This is a genomic window from Stenotrophomonas sp. STEN038, from assembly GCF_056759895.1.
Window position 1 is genome coordinate 45,299 of the sequence record NZ_JBRRDW010000015.1, and the last position, 16,432, is coordinate 61,730.

General features: G+C 63.6%; 15 protein-coding genes. 5 read left to right on the forward strand and 10 right to left on the reverse strand.

Annotation, left to right across the window (positions count from 1 at the left end; translation table 11 throughout):
• Positions 1-24 precede the first annotated feature (24 nt).
• Entirely contained in the window at positions 25-579 is a 555-nt protein-coding gene (locus ACVOLS_RS08440; protein ID WP_481545258.1) for a type II secretion system protein N, read from the forward strand.
• 76 nt (positions 580-655) lie between these two features.
• The gene (gene trxC / locus ACVOLS_RS08445) at positions 656-1,102 is read left to right on the forward strand and encodes a thioredoxin TrxC (protein ID WP_481545259.1); all 447 of its coding nucleotides are present in this window, start codon (positions 656-658) and stop codon (positions 1,100-1,102) included.
• Between the two features lie 262 nt (positions 1,103-1,364).
• On the opposite strand, the gene groL is transcribed toward trxC, so the two are convergent.
• The 7 genes from groL to ACVOLS_RS08480 form a co-directional block, all read right to left on the reverse strand.
• Positions 1,365-3,011 carry a chaperonin GroEL gene (groL, locus tag ACVOLS_RS08450; RefSeq protein ID WP_303747597.1) on the reverse strand — a complete coding sequence of 549 codons (1,647 nt, stop codon included), beginning with the start codon at positions 3,009-3,011 and terminating at the stop codon, positions 1,365-1,367.
• 84 nt (positions 3,012-3,095) lie between these two features.
• Positions 3,096-3,383, reverse strand: a complete 288-nt coding sequence (locus ACVOLS_RS08455) for a co-chaperone GroES (RefSeq protein ID WP_282267469.1) — start codon at positions 3,381-3,383, stop codon at positions 3,096-3,098.
• A gap of 453 nt (positions 3,384-3,836) precedes the next feature.
• Positions 3,837-6,095 carry a hypothetical protein gene (locus tag ACVOLS_RS08460; RefSeq protein ID WP_481545260.1) on the reverse strand — a complete coding sequence of 753 codons (2,259 nt, stop codon included), beginning with the start codon at positions 6,093-6,095 and terminating at the stop codon, positions 3,837-3,839.
• 20 nt (positions 6,096-6,115) lie between these two features.
• Positions 6,116-6,823, reverse strand: a complete 708-nt coding sequence (locus ACVOLS_RS08465; protein WP_481545261.1) for a PilW family protein — start codon at positions 6,821-6,823, stop codon at positions 6,116-6,118.
• Positions 6,820-7,239 carry a type IV pilus modification PilV family protein gene (locus tag ACVOLS_RS08470; protein WP_481545262.1) on the reverse strand — a complete coding sequence of 140 codons (420 nt, stop codon included), beginning with the start codon at positions 7,237-7,239 and terminating at the stop codon, positions 6,820-6,822. The genes ACVOLS_RS08465 and ACVOLS_RS08470 overlap by 4 nt, the downstream gene beginning before the upstream one ends.
• Positions 7,223-7,723: a pilus assembly FimT family protein gene (locus ACVOLS_RS08475; protein WP_481545263.1), complete on the reverse strand. Its 501-nt coding sequence runs from the start codon at positions 7,721-7,723 to the stop codon at positions 7,223-7,225. The genes ACVOLS_RS08470 and ACVOLS_RS08475 overlap by 17 nt, the downstream gene beginning before the upstream one ends.
• Positions 7,720-8,127, reverse strand: a complete 408-nt coding sequence (locus tag ACVOLS_RS08480) for a type IV pilin protein (RefSeq protein ID WP_481545264.1) — start codon at positions 8,125-8,127, stop codon at positions 7,720-7,722. Before ACVOLS_RS08480 ends, ACVOLS_RS08475 begins: the two co-directional genes overlap by 4 nt.
• A 187-nt stretch (positions 8,128-8,314) precedes the next feature.
• Here ACVOLS_RS08480 and cutA point away from each other — a divergent pair, with 187 nt between their 5' ends.
• Genes cutA through ACVOLS_RS08495 form a run of 3 tightly spaced genes read left to right on the forward strand, consistent with a single transcriptional unit; the run spans position 8,315 to position 11,592 of the window.
• Positions 8,315-8,638 (forward strand): divalent-cation tolerance protein CutA, encoded by a 324-nt coding sequence (gene cutA, locus ACVOLS_RS08485; RefSeq protein WP_296252846.1) that lies wholly within the window; start codon positions 8,315-8,317, stop codon positions 8,636-8,638.
• 3 nt (positions 8,639-8,641) lie between these two features.
• Positions 8,642-11,002, forward strand: a complete 2,361-nt coding sequence (locus ACVOLS_RS08490) for a protein-disulfide reductase DsbD family protein (protein WP_481545265.1) — start codon at positions 8,642-8,644, stop codon at positions 11,000-11,002.
• Positions 11,002-11,592: a TlpA disulfide reductase family protein gene (locus ACVOLS_RS08495; protein ID WP_481545266.1), complete on the forward strand. Its 591-nt coding sequence runs from the start codon at positions 11,002-11,004 to the stop codon at positions 11,590-11,592. The genes ACVOLS_RS08490 and ACVOLS_RS08495 overlap by 1 nt, the downstream gene beginning before the upstream one ends.
• A 203-nt stretch (positions 11,593-11,795) precedes the next feature.
• Here the strand turns inward: ACVOLS_RS08495 and ACVOLS_RS08500 are convergent, their stop codons facing one another.
• The 3 genes from ACVOLS_RS08500 to ACVOLS_RS08510 form a co-directional block, all read right to left on the reverse strand.
• Positions 11,796-12,083 carry a hypothetical protein gene (locus ACVOLS_RS08500; protein WP_481545267.1) on the reverse strand — a complete coding sequence of 96 codons (288 nt, stop codon included), beginning with the start codon at positions 12,081-12,083 and terminating at the stop codon, positions 11,796-11,798.
• An 87-nt stretch (positions 12,084-12,170) separates the two neighbouring features.
• Positions 12,171-13,733 carry a sodium/sugar symporter gene (locus ACVOLS_RS08505; protein WP_481545268.1) on the reverse strand — a complete coding sequence of 521 codons (1,563 nt, stop codon included), beginning with the start codon at positions 13,731-13,733 and terminating at the stop codon, positions 12,171-12,173.
• Between the two features lie 120 nt (positions 13,734-13,853).
• Positions 13,854-16,430, reverse strand: a complete 2,577-nt coding sequence (locus ACVOLS_RS08510; RefSeq protein ID WP_481545269.1) for a glycoside hydrolase family 3 N-terminal domain-containing protein — start codon at positions 16,428-16,430, stop codon at positions 13,854-13,856.
• Between the last annotated feature and the right edge of the window lie 2 nt (positions 16,431-16,432).

Below are 16,432 nucleotides of genomic sequence, written 5' to 3' on the forward strand. Positions count from 1 at the left end.
CGCCCCGGGCTTTCGCGCATGCAAATGAAGCCATCAATTCCATCATTGCGACTGATCACCAGGCTGGTCATTGGCGCGTGCTGCAGCATCACCGGCGTGGCGATGGCGCAATCCGATGCGCAAGAGCAGCGACCGCCGTTGTACGCAGCCAGCGCCACCCAGGCACCACGACTGCTGGCAACCTTCGTGCATCCGCAGGCCGAACGCTCGTTGGCGGTAATCCAGCAAGCCGGCGCTGCATCACAGACGCTGCACGTGGGCGAGCAGATCGGCAACGGCTTGCGCCTGCACGCCATTGCCCGCGACCACATCGTGATCGCCCGTGGCTCGCAACTGTTTACCCTGCGCCTGCTCGGCCAAGGCGGGGCACGCAAGCAACCAGCGCGCGCGACGAAACATCCAGCAACGACTGCCGTCGACACTGGCAACAGCGCAGCTTCAAGTAAAAGCGGTGTGCTATTGCGCGCTGACAATCTTGATGCCGTTCGCGCCGCCTGCAGTGACACCGCCACGATGACGGCACTACCCGATGTACAGAAGGCCGAGCTGATCGCGCTGGGGCTGTGCAACGCGCCCTGATCAGCGCAGCCTGCAACTGCAGGTTCAGCAACACGGCGCATACTGATGGCCGATCCCACGTGCGATGGTCATTCCGATGAGCGACACCCAGTCCGATCTGTTGCAGATTGCCTGCCCGCACTGCAATGCAATCAACCGCGTCCCCGCTGCGCGCCTGTCACAAGCGCCATCCTGCGGCCGCTGCCACCAGCCACTGTTTGCTGCCGCGCCGATTGCATTGAACGCAGCGGCTTTCGAAGCGCACGCCAGCCGTTCACAGATTCCGCTGCTGGTGGATTTCTGGGCCAGCTGGTGCGGCCCCTGCCGGCAGATGGCACCCGAGTTCGCCAAGGCCGCCGTGCAGCTCGAGCCACGTATGCGCCTGGGCAAACTGGATACGGAAGCGGAGCCGGCCATCGCCACCCGCTATGGCATCCGCAGCATTCCGACGATGGTACTGATCCAGGGCGGCCGCGCGATCGCACGGCAATCCGGGGCGATGCCGGCCAGCGGCATCGTGCAGTGGGCAAACGCGCAGCTGTAACGCTCGGCAGAAGCCTGCCCAGCAATCCGCAACGCCTCATCTGTAGTGCCGAGCCATGCTCGGCAAGAAGCTTTCCCAGCGAAAAGCAGCCCTCACCCCAACCCCTCTCCCGCGCGCGGGAGAGGGGCTAAAGCTGCAATGCCGAGCATGGCGCGGCACTACGGTTCTGGGTTGTGCCCTTGGCGCACGCGAGGGACAAAACAAAACCCCGCCTCGCGGCGGGGTTTTGTGTACTGCAAGCAGCGGTGAGGCTGCGGTGGACTTAGAAGTCCATGCCGCCCATGCCACCCATGCCGCCCATACCGCCGCCGCCCATGGCCGGCTCGTCCTTCTTCGGAGCTTCGGCAACCATGGCTTCGGTGGTGATCATCAGGCCAGCGATCGAAGCTGCGTTCTGCAGTGCCGAACGGGTCACCTTGGTCGGGTCCAGGATGCCGAATTCCAGCATGTCGCCGAATTCGCCGGAAGCGGCGTTGTAGCCGAAGCTGCCGGTGCCTTCCTTGACCTTGTTGACGATGACCGACGGCTCTTCACCGGCGTTGGCAACGATTTCGCGCAGCGGGGCTTCCATCGCGCGCAGGGCGATCTGGATGCCGTGGTTCTGGTCTTCGTTGTTGCCCTTCAGGCCAGCCAATGCGGAAACAGCGCGCACCAAGGCGACGCCGCCGCCCGGGACCACGCCTTCTTCGACGGCTGCGCGGGTAGCGTGCAGGGCGTCGTCAACGCGGTCCTTCTTTTCCTTCATTTCGATTTCGGTCGATGCACCGACCTTGATCACGGCAACGCCGCCGGCCAGCTTGGCAACGCGTTCCTGCAGCTTCTCGCGATCGTAGTCCGAAGAGGTTTCTTCGATCTGGGTCTTGATCTGCTTGACGCGCGATTCGATGGCAGCGGTATCGCCGGCGCCGTCGATGACGGTGGTGTTTTCCTTGGAGACCTGCACCTTCTTGGCGCGGCCCAGGTCCTTGATGGTGGCCTTTTCCAGCGACAGGCCAACTTCTTCGGAGATCACGGTGCCGCCGGTCAGCACGGCCATGTCTTCCAGCATCGCCTTGCGACGGTCGCCGAAGCCCGGTGCCTTGACGGCCACGACCTTGACGATGCCACGGATGGTGTTGACCACCAGGGTAGCCAGCGCTTCGCCTTCGATGTCTTCAGCGATGATCAGCAGCGGCTTGCCTGCCTTGGCGACGCCTTCCAGCACCGGCAGCAGGTCGCGCACGTTGGAGATCTTCTTGTCGTGCAGCAGGATGTACGGGTCATCCAGGTCAGCGGTCTGCGACTGCTGGTTGTTGATGAAGTACGGGGACAGGTAGCCGCGGTCGAACTGCATGCCCTCGACGACGTCCAGCTCGTTTTCCAGGCCCGAGCCTTCTTCAACGGTGATCACGCCTTCCTTGCCAACCTTCTTCATCGCTTCGGCAATGATGTTGCCGATCGACTCGTCGGAGTTGGCCGAGATGGTGCCGACCTGGGCGATGGCCTTGTCGTCAGCGGTCGGCTTGGAGATGTTCTTCAGCTCGGCGACGGCGGCGATCACGGCCTTGTCGATACCGCGCTTCAGGTCCATCGGGTTCATGCCGGCAGCAACAGCCTTGGCGCCTTCGCGGATCAGGGCCTGGGCCAGCACGGTGGCGGTGGTGGTGCCGTCGCCAGCGTCGTCATTGGTGCGCGAAGCAACTTCCTTCACCATCTGTGCGCCCATGTTCTCGAACTTGTCAGCCAGTTCGATTTCCTTGGCGACGGACACGCCGTCCTTGGTGATGGTCGGGGCGCCGAAGCTCTTCTCGAGCACGACGTTGCGGCCCTTCGGGCCCAGGGTTGCCTTGACGGCATTGGCGAGAACGTTGACGCCGCGCACCATGCGCGAACGAGCGTCTTCACCGAAACGAATATCCTTGGCAGCCATTGCGATTACCTCTGAGTAGAGCCGAGCCGAGCTCGGCTGCTTTTATCGGGAAAGGGGGTTTACAGGAACAGGTGGCGCGGCAGCTCAGCCGATGACGGCAAGCACGTCGTCTTCGCGCAGCACCTTGTACTCGACGCCTTCGGCCTTGTAGGACGAACCGGCGTACTGGCCGTAAATGACCTTGTCGCCAACCTTCAGCGACGGGGTACGCACCGAACCGTTGTCCAGCGGCTTGCCCGGGCCCACGGCCACGACTTCACCCTTGGTGGACTTTTCCTTGGCCGAATCCGGGATCAGGATGCCGCCGGCGGAGATTTCGTCGGCTTCGATCGGCTTGACCACAACGCGGTCGTGAAGCGGCTTGATGCTCATGAAGGACCTCTTAAGTAATTGATTGGCCTGAAATTCCGGCGACACCGGCTGGGAAACAGGGGGATGCCGGCATCACGCGTAAAAAGGCCCGTCGTGCGGGCTTGTTTGGGAGATGGGGCTGGCTGGAGGCCTTTCAAGGGCGGGCCGGCAAATTGATCATCCCGGCTGTCAGCGCCTGGTATCTGCCGCTGCGGCCGCCAACGACAAGCACGGCACCCACCCAACCACGACTGTCCCGAAAACGCCACGAACTGCGGGCTGCCTGCATCACCTCGGTCCTTGCTGGTGTCGGCATCTCAACGCCCGCCGCGAATGGCACCGTGTGATCGCTGGGATCGGACACCGTTCACGCCGCCACAAATCCAAAAAAATGGCGCGCCCGGGGGATTTCGGGACACGCCATAGCAAGAGAGAGCCGCCCAGACCGAGGGCTGAACTACTTTTTTTGGAATATCACAGGTACCGCGACCACTGCACCGAGGCGCTGGCGGGGCTTGCCGGCAGCCCGCCGCTGCCCGTGCTGCACACCGGGAGCAGGTTCAAGCCACCACCGCTGGGAACATCAACCGAGATGCCACCGGCGGAAATCTTGGTATCGGCGGTCTGGTTGCTGCCTACCGTCAAGCTGCCATGGATGGTCACGGTGGCGCCGCTGGTCGACAACTGCTTGCCCAGCATCACGCTGCCACGCAATTCCCAGCCCGCGATGTCGGCAGCGCCCTCGGCGATGATGGTGGTGTTGGCAATCGGCAGGCCCTGGTAGATCTGCGGCTTGCCATCAGGTCCCTGCCCTTCCCACTCCACCAGCTGCGTGCGGCTGGCGCACAGGTTGGTCGGGTAGAAGTCGCCGCCACAGACCTTGGCCGCACCGGCGAAGTTCGGCGCGATCAGATCGCGATGGCCGGCCGTGGTGAGGGCGACGTTGCCGCCACAGGTGGCCTGGCTCGGGTCGTCACAACCACGCACCACCACGGTATTGAGGAAATCGGTACTGGTACCGTCGATCTTCACCGACTGGTCAAACCACAGCACGCCGACCGGCATCTTGCTGACCCCGTGCAGCAACCAGCTGCCATCGCTCTGCATGGCCTTCAGGCAGCCCTTCTCATTGGTGTAATTGCAGGTCATCAGCTCCTGCAGGATCGCCAGTTGCGCTGGGCTGGGATTGTTCAGCGGGTACACCCCGTCGATGGAATCACCATTGGCACGCTTTACATTGCGGATGGTCAACTGCGCGGCGCCATCAACCGTGCTGAAGGCGTAGTTGGCCATGGCCAGGAAGTTGTCGGCATCCACCGGCTTGACCCGCGCTTCACAGTACGGAATCCCGGGCAGACCCGGACTGGTGCCGGCCTGCTTTGTCTGCACGTTGTTCACGGGCATGTTGAGGTTGCCGGCGAGCCGGCCCGAGCCGCTGACCGAAACCTGGTTGACCGTCATGTCACCGCCACCGAGCAGGTTCTTCACCGTGCCTGATGTCATCGCGATGTTTCCGCTGGCCCAGAGCGTCTCGTACTTGCCGCTCCAACCCGACACGGTGACGTTATAGCCCCACAGCTGGCCCACCGTGAGCGTTGCCAGGCCAACCGCGCCCCCGGCAATACGTGTGGAACGGAAGCTCAGCGCATCCGGCAGGCTGACAGTGTCCGCGCCCTTCAAGCGCTCGGCAGTTGCCGCACCGGTTACCAGGCCGGTCGTGGCATCGACCTTCAACAGTGGCACGCCGGCACTGTCCTGCTTGCTGAAATCCAGCAGGAACTGGCTCTGATCGGCCAGGGTGACCAGAACGTGGCCACTGTTGAGCGGGGCAACGGTACCGGTCACCCACGGCGTGCCGCCGGTCACGGTGGAGGCAATCAAGTGACCACCGACTTCGGCGGTGCCGATCAGCGCGCTGCCGGCGTAAACGCCAACCGCATAAGCACCAGCCTTGATCGCGGTGTAGTTGCCACCGCTGACCCCACTGCCGATCTCGATATTGCGTGCCCACAGTGTGGTTCCGTTGGGATTGCCCATGCCGTTGATGCGGATGGTGCCTTCCGAGTACAGATGCCCGTTGTCGGTGATGCCACCACCGCTCAATGACACGTCACCCTTGACGCAGCCTGAGATGCGCGCGGTCGAACCACCGCCAATCGTCAGGTTGCCGGCCACCACGATATTCTCGTAGTCCACCGTGTTGGTGACGTCGAGCTTGCCGCCGCTGTAGTCCAAGTTGCCATTGAACACCATCGGTGCCTTCGGCATGGATGCGCATACCGGCGGAATGCCGGGGGTGCCGCTTCCCGGCACGACGTCATAGATCACTTCGACGGTGGCGGTGGTCAAGGCACTGCCGACACCCGCGGTACCAATGACCTGGGCACTGACCCGATAGTGGTCGCTGCCGGCAGCTTCGATCGATGTCACCGTTGCAGCACGTACCCCCAGCGCCTCCAGGCCGCTGACCTGTTTGGCATCGTTGCCCACCCATCCCGGCCACACGCTGGTCTCCACCTGCAGCAGATACAACCGCAGTGCTTCGACACCACGCCACGCTGCCGCCTGTGCAGCCGTGGCCGAATGCGTGGTGAGCTGCTGCGACTGGGTGCCACGCAGCGAATAGATGGTGGCCGCAACCGTGACCGATACCGCCAGCCCCACCATCAGAACGATCAACAACGTGGCCACGCCGCGTTGGCGCTTCAGCGCGGAAAACCGGTTCCTGTCCATGCCAACACGTCCCCTGTGCATCAGATGGTCACTGCAAGATTGGGCAGGCAGGCCAGGAACAGATGGCTGCTGGCATCGCCGCGTTCCAAGGCAAGCTGCTGCCCGACTGCCGCGGCAGGCGTGCTACTGAAATCCTGCTGCATGTAGGGCAGGCATTGCCGCTGCCCCTTCAGTGAGAACACATAGCCGGGCGCCAGGGTCATCGCGCCGACTTCCTCTTCACCCGCCGCGAAAGCACTTCCGTCCTTCTGTGCCGGAGTGAAGAAAGCGGCGCTGCCGGCGAGCAGCTGCCGTTCGCTGCTGTTCCAGGCGGCCACCTGGGCATCGCTGCAGGCCTTGGGGGTGAAGCGATACAGGCCTTCGCCATCCACCAGACGCAGACCCGAGCAGACATAGCCGGCAGCGGAGAGTTCGGTCTTGTAGCGCCACACCAACTCCTTGCCTGCGTCGCGAACGTACAGCTTGCTGCTCAAGCTGTCGGCCGCCGGCACACCAAAACCAGCGCCCTGCAGTTCGATCTGTGCAGACAACAGCGCTGCCGATACCTGGCCATCGCGCAACGCGGAACGCGATGCATTGGCGGAGACCTCAACCATGGTCTTGTACAAGGTCATCATCGCGGCAATGGTGATCAGCGAGATCAGCAGCCCGACCAACATGCTGACAAGGCTTTGTCCGCGTTGCTGCTGGCGGCCGATCCGCGCGGCTGTGTGTGCGTGCGCGTTCATTGCTTCGTTGACACCAGCAGATCGGGATCGTTTTCGTTGGCGCCCTTGCTGCCAAGATCGGTCGCGGCGACCGTCAGGTCCACCCGCTGCGGTGCGTCCACGGTCCGCGCGACGCCCGCGATGGCCACTGTTGCGCTGGCTGCCTCGCAGCTGACCGCAGCGCTCCTGGACTCGCCGTTGGGCATGCCGATCTGCAGCGTGCCGCTGCCGCACAAGGCCACACCCTGGGTCTGCAGACTGTCGCGCAGACGCTCAACCACCAGGTTTTCCACCTTGGCATCGCGCTGGCTGTTCATCACGTTGGCCATTACATGGGCCAGACCGGCGCCGATGATGCTGGTGATCAGCACCCCGACCAGAGCCTCGAGCATGATGTCGCCGCGCTGGCGGCGTCGCGGGTCAAAGCAGGTCGACATAGAGCGGGTCCTGGCTGTTCATGCCAATGGCAATACGCGAATGGGTGGCGCCGCTGCTGCAGCTCGCCGCGCCAGGCAATCGCTGGCCACGGTTGTCGAAGGCCACACAGGACAACAGGTCGCCCGAGGCTTGCAGCGCGTCTGCATCGGCATAGTCACCGGCGCCGGTCAGGCGATACTCGCCACCGCGCGGCAACTCGCCCTGCCACAACACTTCATTGCCGGCGCCACGCAATATCTGCACGCTGCGACCACTCTGCTGCAGACGTGCCGAAACAGCCGCACCGGTCACGTGCTCGGGATTGCGCAAGGCCAGCGAGCGGGTCTGCGACACAGCCTCCCACAACAGGTTGCGGGCCTGCACCTGCCGGTTGCTGTCGATCCACTGCAGCGTGAACGGCATACCTGCCAAGGCCAGCACCGCCATCACCGCCAGGGTCACCATCAATTCGATCAGTGAAAAACCCATGGCGCGGCGGCTCATGGCCAGTCACTCACGCCGGCACAGTTGCCGGATACCGTGCGGCTGTTGCCCGAATCGAGCTTGAGCGTGCAGCCACTGGCCTTGCCCAACGCGCTGCCGGCTACCGCCTTGAGCTCATAACCGCTGTTGGTGGCAGTGTAGCTATAGGTGAACTGGCCAGCCTTGGTCGCCGCATTCCAGCCCTTCTTGGCTGCCGCGTCGCTGGCCGGGTACCCCAGGGTGCGCTGGCGGAAGTTCTCGACCGTGCTGGACAAGGCCATCAAGTCACTTTGCGCTGTACGGATCTTGCTACGCAGAACGTAGTCCGAGTACAGCGGCATGGCGATGCCGGCCAGGATGGCGATGATGGCCACGACGATCATCAGCTCGATCAGCGTGAAGCCCCGGTTTTTGTGTTGTTGCATATGCCCCCCTGTAGAGCCCTGCGAACACCTGCATCCGCCTTGACGAGAACCTTCCTCGGAACCGGCCTTCATCTGGCGTCAGATGAAAACCGCGTGAAACTGTGACCGGCCGCAATATACAATTGATGACAACGATGTCAACACTTCCATCCGAAAACGCCTCAAGCGCTTCTGCCACAATGGCCTGATGGACGTAAGACTGGTCTTCTGCACCTGCCCCGACGATCAAACCGCGCAGGCTTTGGCTCACCATCTGGTGGAGCAGCGTTTGGCCGCCTGCGTGAACTTGTTGCCTGCAATGCGGTCTGTGTACCGCTGGCAGGAGCAGATTGAACAAGCTGAAGAGATTCAGCTCGTTATAAAAACCTGTGCTGATCGGTTGGATGCGTTGAGCGCCGCGATCAGGCTGCACCACCCTTATGAATTGCCGGAGATCGTGGCGATCTCCCCCAGCGCCGGCTTGCCGGCGTATCTGGACTGGATCCGGGCGCAGACCCGGGAGGAAACATAATTAATGATGCTGTTGCGACAATTTGCCGCTTTCTGCTTGCTCTCCCTGGCCGCCCTGCCGGCGCTGGCCATCAATGAGAAAGACCTGCTGCCGGTAGACCAGGCCTTTGCCCTGCGCGCCGAAGCGCTCAGCCGCGACCGCATCGAGCTGCGTTGGGACATCGCCCCGGGCTATTACCTGTACCACCACCGCACCAGCGTCAAAGCCGGCCCCGGCTTCACTGCCGGCGCGCTGCAGATGCCGCAGGGCGAGAAGAAGCACGACGAGTTCTTTGGCGATGTGGAGACCTACCACCGCCAGCTGCGCTCGATCCTGCCGGGTACTGCCGACGCGGGCGCCACCAGCGTCACCCTCGAAGTCCGCTACCAGGGCTGTGCCGATGCCGGCGTGTGCTACCCGCCACAGAAGCGCAACGTCGAAGTAAGACTGCCCGCCGCAAGCGGCGCCGCACCCATGGCTGCAACCGCTGCGTCGACTGCCGCGCCCATCTTCAACCCCCTCGCCGGCAATAACGGTGGCGGCCTCAGCCTGCCCGGCGCGCCCGCCGTGCAGGGCCTGCCACTGCCCTCGGAAAAGGCCTTCGGCTTCGAAGCCATCGTCGACAACGGCAACCGCCTGCTGCTGCGCTTCTCGCCGGCACCGGGCTATTACCTGTACCGCGACCGCACCTCGCTGGCGCTGGAAGGCGCCGATGGCGTGCGCGCTGGCCGCCCGCAATGGCCTGCCGGCAAGCCGTACCGCGACGAGCATTTCGGCAACGTGGTGGTGTATTTCGATCAGGTCGATGTGCCGCTGCCGTTGCGCCGCGACAAGCCCGACGCCACCCCGGCCACCCTGGTTGTCACGTTCCAGGGCTGCCAGACCGACGGTATCTGCTATCCGCCGATGACCCGCCGGGTGCGGCTGTCGCTGCCCGCCGGCAAGATCTCGTCGAAGGAAAAAGAAGAACTGGCAGTCGCCCCGCTGGTGATCCAGCCGCTGCCCGCGGGCAAGAAGGGCGAAGTTCCGCCGATGCCACTGATCGACCCGGCCAACCCGCCGGCACCGCAGCCGCTGGTGGTGCGTCCGGCAGCCGCCGCCGCCAGCCTGGCCGAGGCCGCGCCCGATGCGTCCGCCGACAACACCCGCCGCAGCCAACCGCCAGCCGATACCGCCGGCAACGGCTCGCTGCTGTGGGTTCTGCTGCTGGCGCTGGCTGGCGGCCTGATTCTCAACCTGATGCCCTGCGTCCTGCCGATTCTGTCGCTGAAGGTGCTGGGCGTGGCACAGAGTGGCGAAAGCCGCCAGCGCGCACGTAGCCACGCGCTTTGGTATACGGCAGGCGTGCTGGTTGCGTTTGCCGCGATTGGTGGCCTGGTGCTGGCATTGCGCGCTGCCGGCCAGGCAGCCGGCTGGGGCTTCCAGTTGCAGCACCCGTGGTTCATCGCTGCGCTGGTGTACCTGATGTTCGCCGTTGGCCTGAGCCTGTCCGGGCTGTTCACCCTGGGCGGCAACGCCGGCCAACTGGGCCAGAGCCTTGCCAGCCGCAGCGGCCCCAGTGGTGATTTCTTCACCGGCGTGCTGGCCTGCGTGGTCGCCAGCCCCTGCATCGCACCGTTCATGGGCCCGGCACTGGCCTACGCCTTCACCGCACCACCAGCCTTGGCGATGCTGGTGTTCCTGGCATTGGGGTTGGGTCTGGCACTGCCATTCCTGCTGATTGGGTTTGTACCAGCACTGGCCGAGCGGCTGCCCAAGCCGGGCGCATGGATGGAAACCTTCAAGCACGTGATGGCCTTCCCGATGTACCTCACTGCCATCTGGCTGTTGTGGGTGCTCGGCAAGCAGCGCGGCATTGATGCGATGGGTCTGATGCTGATCGGCCTGACCCTGCTGGCGCTGGGCCTGTGGTGGTTTGAACGCAGCCGCTGGCACAGCCGCCGGATCGGCATGGTGCTGGGCGCGGTGATCGCGCTGCTGGCCTTGGTGCCGGTGTGGGGCGTGACCCGGCTGCCGCCGCCGGGCGCTGCCGTCGCCAGCGAAGGGACAGTAGCCTATTCGCCGCAGATGCTGGACCGCCTGCGCGCCGATAACCGCGTGGTGTTCGTCAACATGACCGCGGACTGGTGCGTCACCTGCAAGGCCAATGAACGCAACGTGCTGGACCGCGACAAGTTCCGTGACACGCTGAAGCGGGTCAACGCGGTGTACATGCGCGGCGACTGGACCAATGTGGATCCACAGATCAGCGCTTTCCTCGAGCAGCACAAAGCCGTCGGTGTGCCGCTGTATGTGGTGTATGGCCCGGGTGCACCACCGCGCGTGCTGCCGACCGTACTGACCCAGTCCATCGCTGAAGAAGCGCTGCTGCGCGCGGCGCGCTGATGCGCCGCGCCGTGTGGTGGGTGGCAGGTATCGCGGCCGCAGCCGGGCTGTCGGCAGGTGCATGGCTGAGCCGCCCTGCCACACCGCCACTGCCCTCGATGAGCACGCCCTCTGCGCCACTGAAATCCGCGACGCCGGTGCAGGGTGTGCGTGTCGGCGAATTGATGCCTTCATTCACCCTGCCCGATCTGGATGGCATGCCGGTGCAGTTCCCGGATCGCTTCAAGGGCAAGCCGCTGCTGATCAATGTGTGGGCGAGCTGGTGTGCACCCTGCATCGAGGAGATGCCGGAGCTGGCGCGATTTGCTGCACGTCGTGCCGATACTGGACCGCAGGTGGTGGGGTTGGCGTTGGATACGCCGGAAGCAGTGCTGGATTTCCTTGGCAACGTGCCGGTGTATTACCCGATCGTGATCGAGACACCTGGGCCGCAGGATGCCAGCGTCAAGCTGGGCAATTCGCAAGGGCTACTGCCTTACAGCGTATTGGTTGATGCGCAGGGTCGCGTGCTCAAGCAGAAGCTTGGGCCGTTCAAGGTTGGTGAGATTGATGCGTGGGTTGCGGGGGTGGAGCCTTCTGCTACGCAGTGACCCTGCGAGCGTTGGATGGATGGTTGCGGCTTGATTGGTGGCACGGGCAAGTGGGGTTTAGTCTGCGCCAAGGGCAAAGAGCTTCCCCTCATCCGCCCCTTCGGGGCACCTTCTCCCGCTTGCGGGAGAAGGGAATGCACTCCGCTCGTGTTCAGCTGCAACTGACGCATTCCCAGCTCTACTTTGATTTGTTTTGCTCTGCTTTACTCCGCTTTGCTTTGCTTTGCTCTGCTTTGCTCTGCTTTGCTTTGCTCTGCTTTGCTCTGCTTTGCTTTGCTTTGCTTTGCTTTGCTCTGCTTTGCTTTGCTTTGCTCTGCTCTGCTCTGCTCTGCTCTGCTTTGCTCTGCTTTGCTCTGCTTTGCTCTGCTCTGCTCTGCTCTGATTTGCTTTACCTCCCTTCTCCCGCCTGCGGGAGAAGGTGCCCCGAAGGGGCGGATGAGGGGAAGCTTTGCGTTGAGTTTTTGCCCTTGCGTTTCTGCCTCCAGCTTCAACTTGCTTCTGGCCTCGACAAGGTGCTTCGCACCTCACCCTCTCCCCAACCCCTCTCCCGGTGGGAGAGGGGCTTTAGAAGCCCTGGATCACCAGAACACCGCGTACAGCGCGATCAGGATGGCGATAACCGCCACCGCGCCGATGTTGAACACACCACCCGTGCGGTAGTCCACGTCACGGGTGTCGATGATGTCCTTTTCCGGCGCCGCCGGCGTCAACAGTGAAACACCCACCGCCAAGGCCAAGGCCAGCAGGAACACCAGGCCGACGCGATCGATGAAGGGCAACGCCGGCCACGCCAGCTTCAACACGATCGACAGCACGAACGAACCAATCGCCGCCGACAGTGCACCAGCCTCGTTGGCGCGCTTCCAGAACAGGCCCAGCATGAAGATCACCACGATGCCCGGGGTGAAGAAACCGGTGTATTCCTGGATGTACTGGAACGCCTGGTCGAAGCTGCCCAGCAAGGGCTTGGCAGTGAGAATACCCAGCACCACCGCCACCACCGCAGCGATACGACCCACACGCACCAGCTTGCTCTGATCCGCTTCGGGATTGCGCTTGGCATAGAAATCCAAGGTGAAAATCGTCGCCACTGAATTGATCTTCGACGCCAGCGAGGCAACGATGGCCGCCACCAGCGCGGCAAACACCAGGCCGAGCACACCAGTCGGCAGCATCCGCATCATCGTCGGATAGGCCTGATCAGGCTTGTCCAGGTTCGGTGCCAGCATCACCGCAGCGATACCCGGCAATACCACGATCACCGGCATCAACAGCTTCAGGAACGCAGCAAACAACACACCCTTCTGCGCCTCGCCGATGCTCTTGGCCGCCAGCGCGCGCTGGATGATGTACTGGTTGAAGCCCCAGTAGCTGATGTTCATGATCCACAAGCCGCCGAGCAGCACGCTCAGGCCGGGCAGGTCCTTGTAAAAAGGGTTGTCCTTGCTGAGGATCATTTCGAAATGACCCGGCTGCGCCTGCCACAGTTTGTTGAAGCCGGCGATGATGCCTGCGCCATCGCCGAGCTGGTTCAAGGTCAGCCCCGCAACGAACAGGCCGCCGAGCACCAGCAGGGTGACCTGCACGATGTCGGTGAGGGCAACGGCTTTCAATCCACCGTACAACTGGTACAGCAGCGCGAACACGCCGATCAGCACCACCGCGATCATCTGGTCGATGCCGGTGACCTGGTTCACCGCTACCGCACCCAGCCACAGGATCGAGGTGACGTTGACGAACACGTACAGGCCCAGCCAGAACACCGCCATCACCGTGCGGATGCGCGCGCCGTAACGTTGCTCCAGGAACTGCGGCATGGTGTAGATGCCGTTGCGCAGGAACACCGGCAGGAACCACTTGCCGACGATCAACAAGGTCAATGCCGCCATCCACTCGTACGAGGCAACTGCAAGACCAATCGCATAGCCCGAGCCGGACATGCCGATGATCTGCTCGGCGGAAATATTCGCCGCGATCAACGAGGCGCCGATCGCCCACCACGGCAATGACTTGCTGGCCAGGAAGTAATCCTTGGCGTCCTTGCTGTGCCCGGCCTTTTCCCGCGACACCCATTGCGCAAGGACGAAGATACCGGCCAGGTAGACCAGTACGATCGCGATATCCAACGTACCCAAACCCATCTCATCACTCCCTGTTGTGCACCGACCGGGCCGTCATCCCTGCGCCCTTTCGCTACCGACCCATTACAGGCCAAATCATCAGGTGCGCCGGTACCCTCCCGTACCGGCGCTTTCGCCGTTTCAGCGTGTTGCGCAGTCTACGTTTACCTCGGCCTCGCCGGCGGCGCCAAGAGCGATCCGTGATACCGAGATATCCGCAACGGCAGCGGTTTCCAGTTCGGTTGTACGTTGGATTTTTGACAGATCCGCACCACCGGCAGCGAAGCACTTGAGCGGCACGCCAACGCTGACCCACTTGCCAGCCGGAATGGCCGACAGGGTGGCTTGCAGGTCGACCTTGGCCGCGCAACCCGCACCGCAGCCCACGCCCACCGTCAACGGCGCCGATACCGCGCTGTCACGGCGCAAGGTGAGTTGTAGCTGCACGTCACCATTGCTCTCGCGGGTGACGTCGATCGGTGTCGCTGCAATCAAGGCGAACTTTGCCAGCGCCGTGCCCGACCACTGCAGGCGACGTGCGTCTTCCTGCGCCTTGTGATCGACCGCGGTCATCTTCAAGCTGCCGTCAGCCAGTACGGTCGGCACGGTGGTGGCCGGCATGTCCGGCTGCGATGCACTGGACAGCTGCAGCGACAGGCCCAGCGACGGACGACCCTTGGCGAAGTACACGCCACTGCCGGCCTGCTCACCCGTTACCCCGGAGTCCTCCGGCAATGCCGCCACATCGCCCTTGTCGGCATAGCTCAGGCCATGGCCGAATTTGTACAGCGGGTTGTGGCCCGGCTTGTTGACCGCCGAGTCGATCGCGGTGCGCGGCCAGGAGAAGCTGAGCTTGCCCTTGAAGTCGTGGTTGACGCTGCCATCGGCCTTGCGCAGCAGTACATCGGCGATACCTGCACCTTCCGAACCCGGCAACCAGGCGGCGACGAAAGCGTCGGAGGCATTGATCTCGCGGTTCATCCACAGCGGACGACCGCTGATGAACACCGCCACCACCGGAATGCCTTCGTTGTTCAGCCGCTTGAGCAGTTCCAGGTCGGCATCGTTGCCCGGCTTGTACAGCAGGTTGGGAATGTCACCCTGGAATTCGGCATAAGGCTCTTCGCCGAACACCACCACCGCCACATCCGGCTTGGCCTTGTACTTGCCATCAACCGCCAGCTCGGCGCTGCCGCCAGCAGCACTGACCTCGCGCTGCAGGCCTTCCCAGATGGTGTCGGCATTGGGGAAGTCGGCACGGGTGGTGCCGGTGCCCTGCCAGTTCAAGGTCCAGCCACCGGCCTGCTTGCCGATGTTGTCGGCGCCATCACCGGCCACCAGCACCTTCTGGTCGGCGCGCAGCGGCAGGATGCCGTTGTTGTTCTTCAGCAGCACCAGCGATTCGCGCACGGCCTGACGGGCGACGGCACGGTGCTCGGGGGCGCCCAGCAATTCGAACTTGCCGCCCAGTGCACGCGCCGAAGGCTTGGGCGCATCGAACAGGTTCATGCGGAACTTCACCCGCAGCACGCGACGCACGGCGTCATCCAGGCGCTCGGTCGAGAGCTTGCCCGATTTCACCGCGGCAACGGTGGACTCGTACATGCCCTTCCAGCTATCGGTGGCCATCGCCATGTCCAGGCCGGCGTCATAGGTGGCCGGGCAATCGGTGGTGCTGCAACCGGGAATCTGGCCGTGGCCATTCCAGTCGCCGACCACGAAGCCGCCGTAGTTCATGCGGCCCTTCAGTACATCGGTCAGCAACGGCTTGTGGCCGTGCATCTTGACCCCGTGGAAGCTGTTGAACGAAGCCATCACCGACTGCGCACCGGCCTTGATGGCGGTGACGTAACCGGCGCTGTGGACATCACGCAGCTCGGCCTCGCTGACTGCGGTATCGCCCTGGTCCTTGCCGTCGGTGGTGCCGCCGTCGCCGACGAAATGCTTGACCGACACCATCACGTGCTTGTCGTCGAGGAAGTCCGGCGCGCCGACCTTGCCCTGCAGGCCTTCGACCATCGCCGCGGCGAACTCGGCCACCAGCTGCGGGTTCTCCGAATAGCCTTCATAGGCACGGCCCCAGCGCACGTCCTGCGGCACCGCCACGGTCGGCGCGAACGCCCACTCCATGCCGGTGGCGCGGGTTTCGGCGGCGGTGATCTGGCCGATCCGGCGCTGCAGTTCAACGTTGCGGGTTGCACCCAGGCCAACGTTGTGCGGGAACAGCGTCGCGCCCACCACATTGCTCTGGCCATGCATCGCATCGATACCGAACAGCAGCGGAATCGCCTTGCCGCCACCGCTGGTATCCATCGACGCGGCCCAGAAATCATCGGCCACCTGCAGCCAATCCTTTGCCGGTGCGTTGTACTTGCCACCCGGGTCGGAGCTGCCACCGGCCAGGATCGAGCCCAGCCGGTACTTGCGCACGTCGTCCGGGGTGATGCTGGCCAGGTCGCCCTGCACCAGCTGGCCGACCTTCTCCTCCAGCGTCATCGTCGCCAGCAGATCGTTGACGCGCTTTTCAAGCGCCGGATCTTCCGCCAGCGGCCATTCCACCACCGGCCACTGTTCCGGATGGATCGTGCCGTCATACGCGGCATCGGCCGTGGCCGCCTGCGATGCGGCCTTGTCGCCGCTGTTGCAGCCGGCCAGCACCGCGATACCCACTGCCAGCGCGCCAACCAGGGCAGCGCGGCGTGTCGAAAACGTCATCATCC

Excerpts from the sequence above, each read along its gene's own strand:
- ACVOLS_RS08440 (WP_481545258.1), top strand. The coding sequence starts at position 25 with ATGAAGCCATCAATTCCATCATTGCGACTGATCACCAGGCTGGTCATT.
- trxC (WP_481545259.1), top strand. The coding sequence starts at position 656 with ATGAGCGACACCCAGTCCGATCTGTTGCAGATTGCCTGCCCGCACTGC.
- groL (WP_303747597.1), bottom strand. The coding sequence starts at position 3,011 with ATGGCTGCCAAGGATATTCGTTTCGGTGAAGACGCTCGTTCGCGCATG.
- ACVOLS_RS08455 (WP_282267469.1), bottom strand. The coding sequence starts at position 3,383 with ATGAGCATCAAGCCGCTTCACGACCGCGTTGTGGTCAAGCCGATCGAA.
- ACVOLS_RS08460 (WP_481545260.1), bottom strand. The coding sequence starts at position 6,095 with ATGGACAGGAACCGGTTTTCCGCGCTGAAGCGCCAACGCGGCGTGGCC.
- ACVOLS_RS08465 (WP_481545261.1), bottom strand. The coding sequence starts at position 6,823 with ATGAACGCGCACGCACACACAGCCGCGCGGATCGGCCGCCAGCAGCAA.
- ACVOLS_RS08470 (WP_481545262.1), bottom strand. The coding sequence starts at position 7,239 with ATGTCGACCTGCTTTGACCCGCGACGCCGCCAGCGCGGCGACATCATG.
- ACVOLS_RS08475 (WP_481545263.1), bottom strand. The coding sequence starts at position 7,723 with ATGAGCCGCCGCGCCATGGGTTTTTCACTGATCGAATTGATGGTGACC.
- ACVOLS_RS08480 (WP_481545264.1), bottom strand. The coding sequence starts at position 8,127 with ATGCAACAACACAAAAACCGGGGCTTCACGCTGATCGAGCTGATGATC.
- cutA (WP_296252846.1), top strand. The coding sequence starts at position 8,315 with ATGGACGTAAGACTGGTCTTCTGCACCTGCCCCGACGATCAAACCGCG.
- ACVOLS_RS08490 (WP_481545265.1), top strand. The coding sequence starts at position 8,642 with ATGATGCTGTTGCGACAATTTGCCGCTTTCTGCTTGCTCTCCCTGGCC.
- ACVOLS_RS08495 (WP_481545266.1), top strand. The coding sequence starts at position 11,002 with ATGCGCCGCGCCGTGTGGTGGGTGGCAGGTATCGCGGCCGCAGCCGGG.
- ACVOLS_RS08505 (WP_481545268.1), bottom strand. The coding sequence starts at position 13,733 with ATGGGTTTGGGTACGTTGGATATCGCGATCGTACTGGTCTACCTGGCC.
- ACVOLS_RS08510 (WP_481545269.1), bottom strand. The coding sequence starts at position 16,430 with ATGATGACGTTTTCGACACGCCGCGCTGCCCTGGTTGGCGCGCTGGCA.